The sequence below is a fragment of the Solwaraspora sp. WMMB335 genome, from assembly GCF_049179075.1.
In the GTDB taxonomy this organism is placed as follows: Bacteria; Actinomycetota; Actinomycetes; order Mycobacteriales; family Micromonosporaceae; genus Micromonospora_E.
The window spans coordinates 6,557,645-6,573,544 of the sequence record NZ_JBMHMF010000001.1; the positions used below are offsets into that span (position 1 = coordinate 6,557,645).

The following is a 15,900-nucleotide window of genomic DNA, read 5'->3' on the forward strand; positions in this document are numbered from 1 at the left end:
TCAACGGGTGTGGTTCGCACCGGGTGATTCTCCCAGTCGGGGCGCGGTTCACAGCCGGCACACAGCCGTGTCACACGATCCCACGAGCTGGCTGGTCGAGCCTTTGGGGCATGACCTCGACACTGCCCGCCGCTGAATCCGTGGCGGCACCGGGACCCACCGGCGAGCCGGCCGGCTCCGGGCCGGCCACCCCGCCAGCGACGACCGGCCGCGCCCGGTTGCCCGTACGCCTGGTGCGTGGGCACCCGCAGGATCCGGCCTGGGCCCGCCCGGCCGTGCTCGGTCTGTTGCTCGCCACCGCGGCCCTCTACCTGTGGGGGCTCGGTGAGTCCGGCTGGGCGAACGCGTTCTACGCCGCTGCGGCGCAGGCCGGTTCGCAGGACTGGGCCGCGTTCTTCTTCGGTTCGTCCGACGCGGGTAACTCGATCACGGTCGACAAACCGCCGGCGTCGCTGTGGCTGATGGCGCTGTCGGTACGGATCTTCGGGCTCAGCTCGTGGAGCATCCTGGTGCCGCAGGCGGTGGCCGGCGTGGCCGCGTCCGGGCTGCTCTACGCCACGGTCCGGCGCTGGTACGGCCCGGCGGCCGGCCTGATCGCCGCGGCGGCGTTGGCCCTGACCCCGGTCGCCGTACTGATGTTCCGATTCAACAACCCTGACGCGTTGCTCGTGCTGCTGCTGGTGGTCGCGGCCTATGCGACCGTACGGGCGGTGGAGACCGCGAGCACCCGCTGGTTGCTGCTGGCCGGGACGGCTATCGGTTTCGCCTTTCTGACCAAGATGTTGCAGGCGCTGCTGGTGGTGCCGGCGTTCGCGCTCGCCTACCTCATCGCGGCACCCACGCCGGTGCGCCGCCGGATCGTCCACCTGCTGCTCGGCGGGCTGGCCGTGGTGGGTTCGGCCGGCTGGTGGATCGCCATCGTCGAACTTGTGCCGGCCGCCTACCGCCCGTACATCGGCGGCTCGCAGACCAACAGCATCCTGGAGTTGACCCTCGGCTACAACGGGCTCGGCCGCATCACCGGCGAGCAGGTGGGATCCGTGGGCGGCGGGATGGGCCGGGGCTGGGGGGAGACCGGACTCGGCCGGCTGTTCGACGTCGAGAACGGCGGCCAGATCGCCTGGCTGCTGCCCGCCGCGCTGCTCCTGCTGGCGGTCGGGCTGGTGGCGACCGCCCGCGCGCCCCGGACCGACCGGACCCGGGCCGGATTCGTCATCTGGGGAGGATGGCTACTGGTCACCGGTGCGGTTTTCAGCTTCATGGCCGGCATCTACCACGCGTACTACACGGTGGCTCTCGCCCCGGCGGTTGCCGCGCTTGCCGGAATGGGTGCCACCCTGCTGTGGCGTCGGCGGCACCACCTCTGGGCGGCAGCGGGGCTTGCCGGCACGGTGGCGATCACCGCAGGCTGGGCCTGGATTCTGCTGGGCCGCAGCCCTGACTGGCATCCCTGGCTGCGGACGCTGGTGGCGGTCGCGGGCCTCGGCGCGGCAGCGGCACTGCTGCTCGTCCGTTGGCTGCCGGCCCGGCTCGGCCTGCCCGTCGCCGGGCTCGCCCTGGCCGCCGCCCTGGCCGGGCCGGCCGGGTACGCGTTGAACACCGCCGCGACCGCGCACACCGGATCGATCCCGTCCGCCGGTCCAGTGGTGTCCGGCGCGATGGGCGGTCCCGGTGGTGGCGGTCCTGGTGGTGGTTTCGGGGGCCGCCCAGGCGGCCTCGCCCGTGGCGGTGGCGGTCCCGGCGGCATGCCCGGACCGGACGGCACCACGACCGACGGCGGTGATGGTGCGACCGTCGGCGGCAGGTTCGGTGGTGGGACCGCACCCGATGGTGGTGGGACCGCACCCGATGGTGGTGGAAACGTACCCAACGGCGGCCGTTTCGGCACGGGGGGCCAACCCGGCGGCGGCATGGGGGGTCTACTCGCGGCGGCCACGGTGAGCGAGGAGGTCGTCGCCCTGCTGCAAGCCGATGCCGACGCGTACACCTGGGTCGCTGCGGCGGTCGGCTCCAACAACGCCGCCGGCTATCAACTCGCCACCGAGGAACCGGTGATGGCGCTCGGCGGGTTCAACGGCAGCGACCCGTCACCAACGCTGGAGCAGTTTCAGCGGTACGTCGCCGACGGCGAGATCCACTACTTCATCGCCGGTTCGTTACCGCGTAGCCAGTCGGGTAGCGACGAGGCGCAGCAGATCGCCGACTGGGTGGCGAACACCTTCACTACGACCGATGTCGATGGAATGACCTTCTACGACCTGAGCCAGGGCTGACCCGGACGAACCGGCTGGCACGGTGGGCGGACGCGGCGGGGGACCGGCGCGTCCGCCCGACTACCCCGTGGCGGCGCGGCGACGCCGTCCGTCGGGCGGCGACTTCACAGCCGGCGCACAGCTTCAGCTGAACCCCCGCCTAGCTCGGTCCGCGACCGTCGATCCATGCCTGCGACAACCTCTGGTGCCGGCCCTGACACGGCCGCAGCCCCGCGCATCCGCCGGTACGGCTCGCCCGCTGGTCCCGACCCCGTACTCGACGTGGTGATCCCGGTCTACAACGAGGAGACCGGTCTGGCGCCGTGCGTACGGCGGTTGCACGAACACCTGACCACGACGTTCCCGTACCCGTTCCGGATCACCATCGCCGACAACGCCAGTACCGATCGCACCCTGCAGGTCGCGCTGGTTCTGGTGGACGAACTGCCCCAGGTCGCCGTAATGCGGCTGGACCTCAAGGGCCGGGGCCGGGCACTGTCCACGGCCTGGTCGGCGTCGTCGGCGCCGGTGCTGGCCTACATGGATGTCGACCTGTCCACCGATCTCGCCGCGCTGCTGCCGCTGGTGGCGCCGCTGCTCACCGGGCACTCGGATCTGGCTATCGGAAGTCGGTTGGCCCGCAGTTCCCGGGTGGTCCGCGGAGCCAAACGGGAGCTCATCTCACGCGGCTACAACCTGCTGCTGCGGGGGACGCTCGCAGCCCGGTTCAGCGACGCCCAGTGCGGGTTCAAGGCCATCCGCAAGGAGGTGGCGGACAACTTGCTGCCGCTGGTGCAGGACACCGGGTGGTTCTTCGACACCGAGTTGCTGGTGCTGGCCGAACGCACCGGACTGCGTATCCACGAGGTTCCGGTGGACTGGGTGGACGATCCGGACAGCCGGGTGGACATCGTGGCGACCGTGGTAGCCGATCTCAAAGGGATCGTCCGGGTGGGACGGGCCCTGGCCACCGGTGCCCTGCCACTGGCCGAGATCCGTCGGGAGCTCGGTCACACCATGTCGCCGACAGCGGCGCAGCCGGCTGGCGGCCCGGCCGGCCTACCGGCCGGGCTCACCGGGCAGTTGATCCGGTTCGCCGGCGTCGGCGTGGCCAGCACCGTCGCGTACGTGCTCCTGTTCGCGCTGGCCCGCACCGTCGTCGGCGCACAGGCTGCCAACCTGCTCGCTCTGCTGGTCACCGCGATCGGCAACACCGCGGTCAACCGCCGGCTCACCTTCGGCATCAGCGGCCGGGACCGGATCGGCCGCCATCACCTGCAGGGACTCACGGTCTTCGGGCTGGGTCTGGCACTGACCAGCGGATCGCTGGCGCTGCTCGGGCTGGTCGCACCGGCTGCCGGCCGGATCGTGGAACTCGCCGCCCTGGTACTGGCCAACCTCGCCGCCACCCTGTTGCGTTTCCTCCTGCTGCGTGGCTGGGTGTTCCGCCGCCGGGACGCCGGCCCGGCTCGTACTCCGGCTCCGGCTCAACGCACCTCCAGCTCCAGCAGCGAGTATCCGTACCGGTTGGACCGCTGCAGGCCGTACATCCGCAAGTAGCGGGCATCCGTGCCGGACATCTCCAGGTGAACGGTGCCACCGGCACCGGCGCTGGTCGTGTACCTGGTCGACCACTGTCGGCCGTCCCGTGACGTGTCCACCCGGTAGGCCGTCGCGTGCGCGTGTTCCCAGACCAGTGTCACCTCGCTTATCCGCCACAACTGGCCGAGATCCACCTGGAGCCACTGCGGGTCGCTGAACCCGCTGCTCCACCGTGTACCGGGATCGCCGTCGACGGCGGCGGCCGGCGGGTACGACGAGCCTTCCACGCTGGAAGCGGTGGCCGACCGGCGCAGGGCCAGATTCCGGCGATCGGTGTTCGGCCGACCGGCGGTCGCCGCCGCAACGGCGGCCGGGCGGGCCGCGCCGGCCGGCTGTGTCGTGGCCGGCCGCGTCGTGGTCGACGGTACTGCGCCAGGCGGTACTGCGCCCGCCGGGCCGCGGGTGACCGGCTCTCGCACCTCTGGATCGACCGGCCCCGTCCAGAGCAGCAAAGCTACCGCCGCGACCGCCACCATCGCACCACCGGCGACGAGCAGCGCGGGCAGCAGACGGCGCCGCGCCCGTGGGTGCCGATCCACCGGCGGCGCGTCGGCGACCAGATACGGTTGTAGCGCTTGCGTGCCAACCTGGCCGGACCGGGCCGTACCGGTCGGGAAAAGCGTCCGTAACGCGTGTGCGCGGTCCGCCGCGAAGGTGTCCCGGCCGCCTACCTTTCGGGCGCGTCGCGTCGAATCGTCCACCATCTTCCTCCCGCGAACCCTGGCCGACGTGGGGTGAGGGTGCCCGCGTCGACTGCGTCGACAGCGCGAGCCGGCACGTCCGTCCCGACATACATCGGACGGACAGCCGCTGCGGAAGATACCAAGGGTGGGAAAGCAGCGTGCGACGTGCGTCGTACCGTCAGCAGACCAGGGCGGCTGGGTCGATGTGCCGGGCGGAGCCCTCCCGGCCGTACCCGCTCAGGCTGGAGATCGTGGTCGCCGCGATGTTGTGCAACGCCTCTTCGGTGAAGAACGCCTGATGACCGGTGATCAGGACGTTGGGAAAGGTGACCAGCCGGGAGAAGACGTCGTCGCTGAGCATCTGGTCGGACAGGTCCTCGAAGAACAGAGTGGCTTCCTCTTCGTACACGTCGAGGCCGAGGTGTCCGATCTTCCCGCTCTTCAGCCCGTTGATGACGGCGGTGGTGTCCACCAACGCGCCTCGGCTGGTGTTGACCAGCATCACTCCGTCACGCATCTGCCCGATCCGCTGCTCGTCGATCAGATGGTGGGTGTCCGGGGTCAGTGGACAGTGCAGCGTGACGATGTCGGACTCGGCCAGCAGCGTCTCCAGCGGCACGTAGCTCGCGCCAGCGGCGACCGCGTCGTCGGTCGGGTACGGATCGGCGGCCAGCACCCGGCAGCCGAAGCCTGCCATGATCCGCGCGAACCGTACGCCGATCTTGCCGGTGCCGACCACCCCCACGGTTCGCCCGTGCAGGTCGAACCCGAGCAGCCCGTTGAGCGCGAAGTTGTGTTCCCGTACCCGGTTGTAGGCCCGGTGGATCTTGCGGTTGAGCGCAAGAATCAGCCCGGCGCAGTGCTCCGCCACCGCGTACGGCGAATATCCGGGCACCCTGGCGACGGTCAGACCCAACCGGCGCGCGGCCGATAAATCGACGTGATTGAACCCGGCCGAGCGCAGTGCGACCAGGCGCACCCCGGTGTCCGCGAGGGCCTCCAGCACCGCCACGCCCAGGTCGTCGTTGACGAACGCGCACACCGCGGTCGATCCGCCGGCCAGCGGCGCGGTCTCCAGGCTCAACCGCGGCTCCAGGAAGACCAGTTCGTGACCGGCTCCGGCGTTCGCGGCGGTCAGGAACCGGCTGTCGTACGGCTTGGTGCTGAATACGGCGACCCGCATGGTCCCACCTCCTCCGCAGACGGTATCGGTCGTGCCGGACGAGGCACCGGCGGTGTTCACCTGTCGGGTGTCCGGCGCGTGGCGCCGGTTCGCCGGCGTGTCCGCGACCGCCTGCCTGAGGTATCGACCGGAGGAACGAGATGACCAGCCCCGGGTGGACACGGGTAGTCGCTGTTGACCGCCGCCGTGTTCAGCTTCGGCGCTGTCACCGCCGGTGCGACCGTGACGCCGGCCGGTCCCACGCCGCCACCGACCGCGGCACCGACCAGGTCGCCGACCCCGGGTCCTGAAGGTAAGGCGCGGTACGGTGTCCCGGGGTCGGGGAGAGGCGGACGCGATGACCGAGGCGGTCACGAACTGGGCCGGCAACATCACCTACGCCGCACGGCGCGTCCACCGGCCGGCGAGCGTCGACGAACTGCGCCGGATCGTCGCCGGTGCTGCCCGGGTCCGCGCGCTCGGCACCGGGCACTCGTTCAACCGGCTCGCCGACACCGACGGCGATCTGGTCTCGCTCGCCGCGCTACCCACTGCCATCAGCATCGATCCACAGTCCGGCACGGTCACCGTCGGTGGCGGCGTGCGGTACGGCGAACTCGCCGCCCATCTGCACGCCCATGGGTACGCGTTGCACAATCTGGCTTCGCTGCCGCACATCTCGGTGGCCGGTGCCTGCGCCACCGCCACCCACGGTTCCGGCCGGCACAACGGCAACCTGGCCACCGCCGTGCGGGCGATCGAGTTGGTCACCGCCACCGGCGACCTGCTCCGGCTGGACGGGTCGCATGCCGACTTCGCGGGCGCCGTGGTCGGGCTCGGCGGGCTCGGCATCGTCGCCAACCTGACCCTGGCGATCGAGCCGGCCTTCGACGTCGCCCAGTACGTATACCACGGGCTGTCCCATGCTTCGCTCACCGACAACTGGGCGCAGATCCTCGACAGCGGTTACAGCGTCAGCTTCTTCACCAGCTGGACCGGCCCGGACATCGACCAGATCTGGATCAAGCGTCGGACCGACCGGGACAACCCGGCGGTGGATGTCGACGCCTGGGGCATCACGGCGGCCGACGGCCCTCGCCATCCGGTGCCCGGTCGGCCTGCCCACAACTGCACCGGCCAGCTCGGCGTCACCGGTGCCTGGCACACCCGGCTGCCGCACTTCCGGCTCGATTTCACCCCGAGCAGCGGCGCTGAACTGCAGTCCGAATACCTCGTCCCGGCCACGACCGCACTCGCCGCGCTGGATGCGGTGGACCGGATCCGCGACGTCGTCGCTCCGGTGCTGCAGATCTGCGAGATTCGGACGGTGGCCGCCGACGAGTTGTGGCTCAGCATGAACCACCGGCGCGACAGCGTGGCCATCCACTTCACCTGGATCGCCGACACAGCGGCGGTCGCTCCGGTCATGGACGCGCTGGAGCAGGCCCTGGCGCCGTACTCGCCGCGACCGCACTGGGGCAAGCTGTTCGGTGTCGGCCCGGACGAGTTGCGTGGTCGGTACGAGCGGTGGGCCGACTTCGCCGAACTACTGGCTCGCTACGATCCCGCCGGAACCTTCGGCAACGACTTCCTCGACCGCTACTTCCCGCGCTGAGCACGGGGATCACCATCCGGGGCGGGCCGACACCGCCGGCCAACTACCGGTCGCGGTCACCTCAGCGTCGGCCGCCACCGGCGCCCGCTCGGCCCGCGGCAGCCAGCGGCGTAGCCGGTGGGCCTCGCAGGCCGCGACCGACGCCTCGGTCCGCAGACTTCCCGCCGCCGTGCGGGCCGCCTCGGCGGTCTGCCAGGCGAGCCGCTCACGGCCGGCAGCGGCGAGATAGCGGGCACATTGGCTGTTCCGGATGACCGTCTGCAACACCAGTTCCTGCTCGATTGGGTGACGGCACGGGTCCCAGCCGTTACGGTGGGCGAGCGCGTCGGTCAGCTGCCGCACGGTCAACGCCCGGCGCCAGTACGCGGCCATTGCCACCCGGTGCAGGTGCCGCTCCCGGTCGGCGTACTCGGCCGGAGTCCGGGCGGTGACCGGAGGCGGCAGGACGGCGGCTGCGGCGGACCGTCGCAGCGTGGTGTCGGCCTCGTCGAACGCCAGCCACGCGGCATCGACCTCGGCCAGAGCCGCCAGCCACTCACCGTACCGACGGCGTGCCGTGCGTTCGGCCCGTTCGGTCGCGACCGCGACCTCCTCGGCATAGCGGCGGGCGTCGCGTGCCTGCGCGGCGAGTCGGCCGCGTCGGCGCATCCGGTCCCGTACGTCGGCCAGCCAGCGGGCGACCGTCGAGCGCGGAAGACCGGTGGCCTGCGTGACCGTCGGTGACGCGTCGGCGCTCGGATGCTCGACCGGCGGGCCGGGTTCGGGCCGGGTCCGTACGATCAGCCCGGCCATCGCCGCGATGGCGAGCAGCAGCAGGCCGGTCCAGATCGCCGCGGCCTGTGGAACGTCGAGCAGAAACTGGTGGAGCACCATTTCGGTCAAGGCAGACACCTCATCGGTCAAGGCGGGTTCAGGGAGACGGGGATCACCGCGGCGTCCAGCGGTGGCGTGTGCTCGGGCGCGGTGCGGTGCGGCACGGTGCGCGCCGACGGCTGCGGGTGAACGCTGCCGGCCGTGGCCGGCCACGGCCGGCAGCGCTGTCGATGGCCGCGATCAGCAGCAGGGCGGCGCGCGTGGACCGCTCGCTGCGGTCGGGTCGGCGCCACTCGCGCTGGCGCCGGGATCGCTCGCGCCGGTGTCCGGCGGCACGGGACGCGTCGGCGGAAGCGGCGGTGCCGCGGCCGGCCAGTTGGCTGCCGACGGCGCCACGGCCGTGTCGCGCGGAGCGCCGTCGTCCCGGCTCACCGTAGCTGTCGCGGGCGCCGTCGGGTTCGTTTGCACGGATATCGGCGCCGCGGTGCCGGCCGGTCCGCGCTGTGTGCCGTCAGCGCCGGAGGCGATGGCGAGTACCGCGATCGCCAGGCAGGTCAGCAGCCGGATGGACCGTCGAGCCAGCCACCACAGTGGAGAAACGTACCCGGCGGCCAGCATACCGACCAATGTAGCGCGACGGTCGGCGCGGTGATCTCCCAGGCGCTGGCCGCAGCCGGATGGTCGGTCGCGGTCAACTACCGCGCCGACGCCACCGGGGCCGCCGCCGTGGTGGCGGCGATCGAGTCGGCGGGCGGCACCGCCGCCGCGTTCGGCGCGGACGTGACGGCCGAGGCGGCGGTGTCAGATCTGGTCGATGCGGTCACCGACCGGCTCGGCACGGTTCGGGTCCTGGTGGCCAACGCCACCGGCCCGCAGTCGCAACGGCCGGTGGAGGAGCTGACCTGGCAGGATCATCTCGACCAGTTGGTTTTCTTCGTCAAGAGCCCCACCCTGCTGGTGCAGGCGGTGCTGCCCGGGATGCGGGCGGCCGGCGGCGGCCGGGTGATCCAGATCGGGTCCGACATGGTCGACCGGAGCCTGCCGGGCTGGTCGGCGTACATCGCGGCGAAGGCCGCCCAGGAGGGGCTGACCCGCACATGGGCACGGGAACTGGGCCCGTCGAACATCACCGTCAACCTGGTCGCGCCGGGCTGGATCCCGGTGGAACGGCACGCCGCCGCCAGCGAAGCGTCACTGCGGTCGTACGCCACCGAGGTCCCACTGCGCCGCATCGGCACCCCGGCCGACGTCGCGACGATGGTGTGTCATCTGGCCTCGCCCGCGGCGGCGTTCGTCACCGGACAGCGGATCACGGTCAACGGCGGGCACACGATCTGACCGGCGTCGGACGTATCAGCTGTCACCCCGGCTGGCGAGTGTCGATGCGGGCCTTCACCCCGATCGTCTCGGCGAGCATGTGCAGCAGGCCGGAACCGTCGATCAACTCCAGCGGCTTACCGGAGGCGAACTCGAAGGCCGCCGGCACGTAGCCGGTTGTGGTGACCAGAATGCCGTTGGACGCGCTCTCCGCCTGTACGACGCCGAACAGGTCCCGCACCGCCGAGACGTCCACCGTACCGCCTCCTCGGCGGGCCAGCACGATCACCGTGCCGCCGAACAACGGCCGCGGGTCGTGTGCCGTGCATTCCACCGTGCCGTCCGGCGCGGTGCGTACCTGCCGCATTTCCAGTCCGAGCTTGGTGAACAGGTCCGCGATCAACTCCTGGAACCGCTCGGCCGGCATGGTCAGCAGGTTCGGCCGCTGGTCGAGGTCGGCCAGCACGTCGATCTCGTCGGCGAAGCGCTTGTCGACCTGGTCGAAGTCCACCACCGCGCGGACCGGATCCAGGTCCACCGGATGCGGCGACAGCCGGGCGCCCAGACGCCGCAGGCAGACCGCCGGGTCGACGTTGGCCAGGTTGATCGAGACGAACGACTGCCGGTCGGTACGGAGGCTGACCAGGCACGGTCGGGCCCGCCGACCGGTGGCGGGATCCGTCGTGTCGACGATGCCGTTGAGCGAGACGGTCTCCAGCAGCCGGGTTCGGTCCGCCTCGTACAGTTCGTGCACGGTACGTAGCGTGATCTGCGTGACCATGTCGGCGTACCGCTCGTCGATCTCACTGTCCGGGCGGGGGACCGCAGTGACTTCGTCCTCGTCCGGCAGGTAGCGGTACTCCCGCATCTTGGGGATGACGTCCGCGGTGGGCAGTTGGTACTCCACCACCAACTGGCGGGACTCAGGCAGGTAGGCCAGCCGGTACCGTTGCGGAAAGTCGTCCGGATAGACCGAGTTGCCCAGGACCAGGCCGAAGTACTCGACGACCGCCTTCGGGTCGGCGGCGGCGAACACCGAGGCGAACCGGTCGATGGCGGCGTTGTGCGCGGCTACCTTCGCGGCCAGTTTGTCGCACTGCTGGCGGTACTTCTCCTCAGCGGCGGCAAGCCGCCGCTGGCGCTGCGCCTCGGCGGCCTCGTGCTCGCCCTTCGCCCGTTCGAACGCCTGCTGGGCCTCGGCCAGCTGCTGCTGGTGGCGGATCTCGCCGCCGAACATCTTGCCCAGCCCGGCGGGCTCCGGTGGCTCGAAGTCACTCCATCGCGGTGGGGTGAGCGGCGTGGCCAGATCGCCCGGATCGAACGGCGGCGGCTTCGCGCTGCGCTTGAGGCGGTTCAGATCGATGTGATCGTCCACCGAGAGCGTCTCGGCGAGCAACTCTTCCAGCTGGGACAGCCGGGAACGCAGGTTCGCGTTCGCTGCGGCCACCTTGGCCGCCCGCGCCTGCGTGTAGAGCCGCTTACGCTGGCGATCGTCGTCGGCGGCGGCCTGTTCGGCGGCCCTGCGGGCGTGTTCGGCCTCCCACACCATCTGCCGGTGCTGGCGGTACGCGAACGCCTCGGCGCGCTGCTGCGCGTGCAGTTGCTGCGCGTGGGCCCGCTGCATCTCCTGCATGCTGCTCATCTGTCGCCCTCGATCCTCGCGCCGATCGGTCCTGCTGGTGGCGTACGCCTATCTTGTCTGGCCGCCACGGTAGCGTCCAGTGTCCATCGCGCTGCCTATTCTGGTGCGTACCCGCTTGTGGCGCGTGCGCGCCGAGCCGGGGCAGGCGATGGCCGTGGTGGCGAGCCGGTGGTGAATCGGCGGGGATGACCCGGCCAGGAACGGGCGATGGGACGGGGAGGGAACGCCGGTGGCGGCCAACGAGGTGAATTCCAGCGGTGGCGATCGGTACCGCTGGCTGGAGGATGTGCACGGGGCGACGGCGCTCGACTGGGTACGTGGGCACAACGCCGCGACCACCGCCGCCTGGACCACCGGTGACGAGTTCGCCCGACTGCGGGGCAGCCTCCAGGAGGTGCTCGACTCCGCCGACCGGATCCCCCGGCCGGCCTGGCGTGGCGAGCACCTGTACAACTTCTGGCAGGACGCGGCGCGTCCCCGTGGGGTGTGGCGGCGTACCACCCTCGCCGCGTACCGCGAGCCGGAACCTGCCTGGGAGGTGCTGCTCGATCTGGACGAGTTGGCCCGCGTCGAGGACGAGAACTGGGTCTGGCAGGGGGTGCAGCTGCTACAGCCGACGTACGACCGCTGCCTGATCAGACTGTCCCGAGGCGGCTCCGACGCCGCCGTCATCCGCGAGTTCGACCTCGTCGACGGATCGTTCGTCACCGGCGGCGACGGGTTCACCGTGCCCGAGGCGAAGAGCACCGCCGACTGGATCGACGCGGAGCACATCTATGTCGGGACCGACTTCGGTCCCGGGTCGCTGACCAGGTCCGGCTATCCTCGCACCATCCGCCAGTGGCGCCGGGGCACGCCACTGTCCGAAGCACCGGTGGTGTTCGCCGGCGAGATGGATGACGTGAACGTCTCCGCGGTACACGATCCGACCCCCGGCTACGTGCGCGACGTCGCGGTACGGCGTACCGATTTCTTTCGGACCCGGTGCTACCTGCGCCAGGCCGATGGCGGCTGGGCGCCGATCGACGTCCCGGACGACGCCGTGATCGACCTGCACCGGCAATGGATGCTGATCGAGCTGCGCAGCCCGTGGTCCACCGGCGGCACCAGCTACCCGGCCGGCGCCGTCCTGGTCACCGCGCTCGACGAGTTCCTGGCCGGCAAGCGGGAGCTGGCCGCCGTTTTCGAACCGACCGAGCGCACCGCCTACAGCTACCATGCCTGGACCCGCGACCACCTGCTGCTGGTCACGCTGACCGACGTACGCAGCGAGGTCACCGTGCTGTCACCCGGGCCGGACGGCTGGCAGCGGCAGACCCTGCGTGCGGGCAGCGGCTTCGACCACACCGACGTCGCCGACACCGAACCCGACAACGGTGACGAGTTTCTGCTGCTCACCGCCGGTTTCACCCGCCCGCCCACGTTGCTGCACGGTAGCGTCGGCGGCCCGGTGACGACGCTGAAGGTCGAGCCGGCGTTCTTCGACGCCGAGCAGATGACGGTACGGCAGTTCTTCGCCCGGTCCGCCGACGGCACCGAGGTTCCGTACTTCCTGGTCGCCCCGCCGCCGACGGCCGACGCTGCGCCAGCGTCCGGACCGACGCTGATGACCGGGTACGGTGGCTTCGAAGTCGCCTGGACGCCGAGCTACAGCGGGATCATCGGCCGTGGCTGGCTGTCCCGGGGCGGTAGCTTCGTGGTGGCCAACATCCGGGGCGGTGGCGAGTACGGCCCACGGTGGCACCACGCCGCGCTGCGGGAGAACCGGTCTCGGGCGTACGAGGACTTCGCCGCGGTCGCCACCGATCTGGTCGCCCGCGGCCTGAGCGATCCGCAGCGGCTGGGTGCCTACGGCGGCAGCAACGGTGGCCTGCTGATGGGGGTGATGCTCACCCGTTACCCGGAACTGTTCGGCGCGATCGTCGCCCAGGTTCCGTTGGCTGACATGCGCCGCTACCACAAACTGCTCGCTGGTGCGTCCTGGATGGCCGAGTACGGCGATCCCGACGACCCGACCGACTGGGCGTTCCTACGCGAATACTCTCCGTATCACAATATCCGGCCCGGACGGCCGTACCCGCCGGCACTGTTTCTCACCTCGACCCGCGACGACCGGGTGCATCCCGGTCATGCCCGCAAGATGGTCGCCCGGCTCCGCGAGCACGGCTATGACGTCACCTACCACGAAAACATCGAAGGTGGGCACTCGGCGGCGGCGGACAACGCGCAACAGGCCTTCAAGTGGGCGCTCACCCTGGAGTTCCTCTGGCAGAGGCTGGCGGCTCAGCGGCAACCTCCGGTGGGTAGCCGGCCTGCGGTGCGCAGCGGGCCAGGTCCTGATCCAGCCCGGTAGCCGAGCGGGCGACGCTGCCCGGCCGGCTCGGTGCGGCCAACTGGTCGTCGGTCGCGGTCACCGTGCCGGGTGATCGCCTGCGGCCTGGTAGCGGGCGTCACCGGCGCCGATCTGCACCACGGCGAGGTCCGCGCCGGGCCCGTCGACCAGTGGCGTCCGGGACAGCCGCACCACCAGGGGGAACTCGCACTCGGTGTCGCCCTCGCCGAGTTGCGTGTTGCGAACGTCGCGCGGGCCGCACGGCAAGGCTGACCCCGCCGCGCAGGGCGAGCGCGATCCGTAGCTCGCGTTTGTCGCTCTCGCTGTCCATCTCCGGTCGGGCGCACCGGTCCTTCCGCATGGCCACCTCCTGACGGAGAGTTGCATGAGATACGCACAGAGTCGCATAACGTGAGGGCTGTTCGGGTACGAACCATCACTTTGTGATAGGGCGGGACCGGTATCCCCGTACATATTGAAGTTTTTACTTCTATCTATAGAGTTTCGGATCGGGCCGCCCAACTCCGCCGTACCGCCCACAAGGCTGGTGCGGACCCCCCGATGACGAGGACACCGATGAAGGTTTTTCCGCTCCTGTCCCGGTTGCTGCTGGCCACCGGTGTAGTTGTCGCTGGCCTGGCGGTACCTGCCGCCGCCCAGGCTGCTCCACCGTCGGGCACCGCCGATGAGATCGGCACCCTGGTGGTCAACGGGCGCCCGGCCACCGAGAACTACTCGTTCATGGTGTACACCTCCGGCTGCACCGGTTCGCTGATCAAGTCGAACTGGGTGGTCACCGCGCGGCACTGCCCGACCCCGACCTCGGTGCGTGTCGGCAGCGTCAACCGCACCAGCGGTGGCACCGTGGTCCAGGTGATCCGGGCGGTCAACAGCCCGACCATCGACGTCAAGTTGATGCAGCTGGCCAGCTCGGTCAGCTATGCTCCGGCGCCGATTCCCACCAGCTCCGGAGCGGTCGGAACCGCGACCCGGATCATCGGCTGGGGACAGACGTGTGCGCCCCGTGGCTGCGGCTCCGCCCCGACGATCGCCAACGAATTGGACACCTCGATCGTGGCGGACAGCCGTTGCCTCGGGATCAACGGTCCGTACGAGATCTGCACAAACAACACAAATGGCAACGCCGGTGCCTGCTACGGCGACTCGGGCGGACCGCAGGTCCGGCTGGTCTCCGGCCGCTGGTACCTGATCGGGGCGACCAGCCGGGCCGGCAACAACAACTCGACCTGCGCTACCGGACCGTCGATCTACGGCGATCTGACCTCGATCCGTTCCTGGATCAACACCCAGGTCGGTGGCCTGCCCGCGTGACGAGGCCGGCAGCCTGTCCCGGATGAGGCCGGCAGCCTGTCCCGGATGAGACCGGCAGCCTGTGCCTGACCCCATCCGCTGTGGTGTGCCGCCCGGGCGGCACACCACAGCCGCCGTGCGGGTAGGGTGCCTGGGGTGCATGCCCCGGCGCGTCCCCGTACCGCTCTGCTACGACGAGCGCTGCAGGCCGCCGTGGTCGCCGTCTTCGCCGGATTCATCGGTTGGGCACTGGCCGGCCAATGGTCGCAGGTCCGGGCCGCTGCTGCCGACCTGACCGGCACCAGCCTGCTGCTGGCTGCGGTTGGTGCCACCGTTGCCCTCTGGTGCAGCTTTCTGAGCTGGCGGGCAATTCTCACCGACTTCGGCAGCAGGGTGTCGCTCGGTGCCGGCATGCGGATCTTCTTCGTGGGGCAACTCGGCAAGTACCTGCCCGGCAAGCTGTGGCCGATGCTCACCCAGGCCCGGCTGGGTCGCACGTACCAGGTGCCCGGCCGGGCCTCCGCAGCGGCGGCACTGTTGGTCATCGTGGTCGCGCTCGGCACCGGCCTGCTACTCACGGTGTGCCTGCTGCCGCTGGTCAGTCCGGGCGCTTTCACCCGCTACTGGTGGGCGCTGCTGGCCCTGCCGCTGGCCGCGGTCGCACTCTGGCCGCCGGTGCTCAACCGGGGCCTGGCGATCGCCATGCGCATGGCCCGCCGCGAGCCGATGCCGCGGCCGCTGTCATTGAGCGGGATCGGCCAGTCGGTGCTGTGGTCGGTGCTGGCCTGGCTGGCGTACGGCGGACACCTCTGGGCGCTGCTTTGGGGACTCGGCGCGGCCGACGGCCCGCATCTGGTGTTCCTGTCGATCTCCGCGTTCGCCGGCTCCTGGGCGATCGGATTCCTGCTGATCGTCGCGCCGGCCGGGGCCGGACCGAGGGAAGCCGCGCTGGTGGTCATCCTCGGCGTCAGCGTCAGCCAACCGATCGCTCTGGTCGCCGCCGTGTTGTCGCGGCTGTTGATGATCGTGGTCGACGTGGCGGCTCCGGTGGTGGTCCTGCTGCTGGCAAACCGCCGTCTCGGCGGCAAACCGGGTCAATCGGATACAACGGACCAAATCGGCCAGGTAAGCAGCGCACACACCGGTCAATCCGTCAGTGGCTAGACTACGC

At 70.6% G+C, this 15,900-nt stretch carries 11 protein-coding genes and 1 pseudogene; 7 read left to right on the forward strand and 5 right to left on the reverse strand.

Translation table 11 applies throughout. From position 1 onward, the window contains the following. Window positions 1-110: 110 nt before the first annotated feature. Both ACN27F_RS28285 and ACN27F_RS28290 read left to right on the forward strand, forming a co-directional pair. Window positions 111-2,273: a glycosyltransferase family 39 protein gene (locus ACN27F_RS28285; protein ID WP_421438488.1), complete on the forward strand. Its 2,163-nt coding sequence runs from the start codon at window positions 111-113 to the stop codon at window positions 2,271-2,273. Between the two features lie 165 nt (window positions 2,274-2,438). Beyond that, window positions 2,439-3,707 (forward strand): annotated as a pseudogene (locus ACN27F_RS28290) (glycosyltransferase); the annotation flags it as partial. A 32-nt stretch (window positions 3,708-3,739) separates the two neighbouring features. Here the strand turns inward: ACN27F_RS28290 and ACN27F_RS28295 are convergent. Further along, entirely contained in the window at window positions 3,740-4,555 is an 816-nt protein-coding gene (locus tag ACN27F_RS28295) for a discoidin domain-containing protein (RefSeq protein ID WP_421438490.1), read from the reverse strand. 160 nt (window positions 4,556-4,715) lie between these two features. Further along, the gene (locus ACN27F_RS28300; RefSeq protein WP_421438492.1) at window positions 4,716-5,720 is read right to left on the reverse strand and encodes a 2-hydroxyacid dehydrogenase; all 1,005 of its coding nucleotides are present in this window, start codon (window positions 5,718-5,720) and stop codon (window positions 4,716-4,718) included. A gap of 337 nt (window positions 5,721-6,057) precedes the next feature. Here ACN27F_RS28300 and ACN27F_RS28305 point away from each other — a divergent pair, with 337 nt between their 5' ends. Beyond that, a complete protein-coding gene (locus tag ACN27F_RS28305; protein WP_421438494.1) occupies window positions 6,058-7,314 on the forward strand; it encodes an FAD-binding protein in 1,257 nt (418 codons plus the stop codon). Between the two features lie 9 nt (window positions 7,315-7,323). Here the strand turns inward: ACN27F_RS28305 and ACN27F_RS28310 are convergent, their stop codons facing one another. Then, the gene (locus ACN27F_RS28310; RefSeq protein ID WP_421440500.1) at window positions 7,324-8,187 is read right to left on the reverse strand and encodes a hypothetical protein; all 864 of its coding nucleotides are present in this window, start codon (window positions 8,185-8,187) and stop codon (window positions 7,324-7,326) included. 141 nt (window positions 8,188-8,328) lie between these two features. On the opposite strand from ACN27F_RS28310, the gene ACN27F_RS28315 reads away from it, so the two are divergent. Next, window positions 8,329-9,465: an SDR family oxidoreductase gene (locus ACN27F_RS28315; protein WP_421438496.1), complete on the forward strand. Its 1,137-nt coding sequence runs from the start codon at window positions 8,329-8,331 to the stop codon at window positions 9,463-9,465. Between the two features lie 22 nt (window positions 9,466-9,487). Here ACN27F_RS28315 and ACN27F_RS28320 read toward each other — a convergent pair whose 3' ends face one another. Continuing rightward, complete coding sequence (locus ACN27F_RS28320) at window positions 9,488-11,086, reverse strand: restriction endonuclease (protein WP_421438497.1); 1,599 nt, start codon at window positions 11,084-11,086, stop codon at window positions 9,488-9,490. Window positions 11,087-11,315: 229 nt separating this feature from the next. Between ACN27F_RS28320 and ACN27F_RS28325 the strand changes: the two genes are divergently transcribed. Continuing rightward, window positions 11,316-13,439 carry a prolyl oligopeptidase family serine peptidase gene (locus ACN27F_RS28325; protein WP_421438499.1) on the forward strand — a complete coding sequence of 708 codons (2,124 nt, stop codon included), beginning with the start codon at window positions 11,316-11,318 and terminating at the stop codon, window positions 13,437-13,439. Window positions 13,440-13,496: 57 nt separating this feature from the next. On the opposite strand, the gene ACN27F_RS28330 is transcribed toward ACN27F_RS28325, so the two are convergent. After that, window positions 13,497-13,685: a hypothetical protein gene (locus ACN27F_RS28330; protein ID WP_421438501.1), complete on the reverse strand. Its 189-nt coding sequence runs from the start codon at window positions 13,683-13,685 to the stop codon at window positions 13,497-13,499. A 309-nt stretch (window positions 13,686-13,994) separates the two neighbouring features. Between ACN27F_RS28330 and ACN27F_RS28335 the strand changes: the two genes are divergently transcribed. Together ACN27F_RS28335 and ACN27F_RS28340 are read left to right on the forward strand one after the other, a co-directional pair. After that, window positions 13,995-14,750 carry a S1 family peptidase gene (locus tag ACN27F_RS28335; RefSeq protein WP_421438503.1) on the forward strand — a complete coding sequence of 252 codons (756 nt, stop codon included), beginning with the start codon at window positions 13,995-13,997 and terminating at the stop codon, window positions 14,748-14,750. A 135-nt stretch (window positions 14,751-14,885) separates the two neighbouring features. Beyond that, window positions 14,886-15,893, forward strand: coding sequence for a lysylphosphatidylglycerol synthase domain-containing protein (locus ACN27F_RS28340; protein ID WP_421438504.1), 1,008 nt, complete (start codon window positions 14,886-14,888; stop codon window positions 15,891-15,893). Window positions 15,894-15,900 lie beyond the last annotated feature (7 nt).

Bases quoted from the DNA above. Each gene is read 5' to 3' on its own strand.
- ACN27F_RS28285 (WP_421438488.1), top strand. From the start codon at position 111: ATGACCTCGACACTGCCCGCCGCTGAATCCGTGGCGGCACCGGGACCC.
- ACN27F_RS28310 (WP_421440500.1), bottom strand. From the start codon at position 8,187: ATGGTGCTCCACCAGTTTCTGCTCGACGTTCCACAGGCCGCGGCGATC.
- ACN27F_RS28335 (WP_421438503.1), top strand. From the start codon at position 13,995: ATGAAGGTTTTTCCGCTCCTGTCCCGGTTGCTGCTGGCCACCGGTGTA.
- ACN27F_RS28320 (WP_421438497.1), bottom strand. From the start codon at position 11,086: ATGAGCAGCATGCAGGAGATGCAGCGGGCCCACGCGCAGCAACTGCAC.
- ACN27F_RS28305 (WP_421438494.1), top strand. From the start codon at position 6,058: ATGACCGAGGCGGTCACGAACTGGGCCGGCAACATCACCTACGCCGCA.
- ACN27F_RS28300 (WP_421438492.1), bottom strand. From the start codon at position 5,720: ATGCGGGTCGCCGTATTCAGCACCAAGCCGTACGACAGCCGGTTCCTG.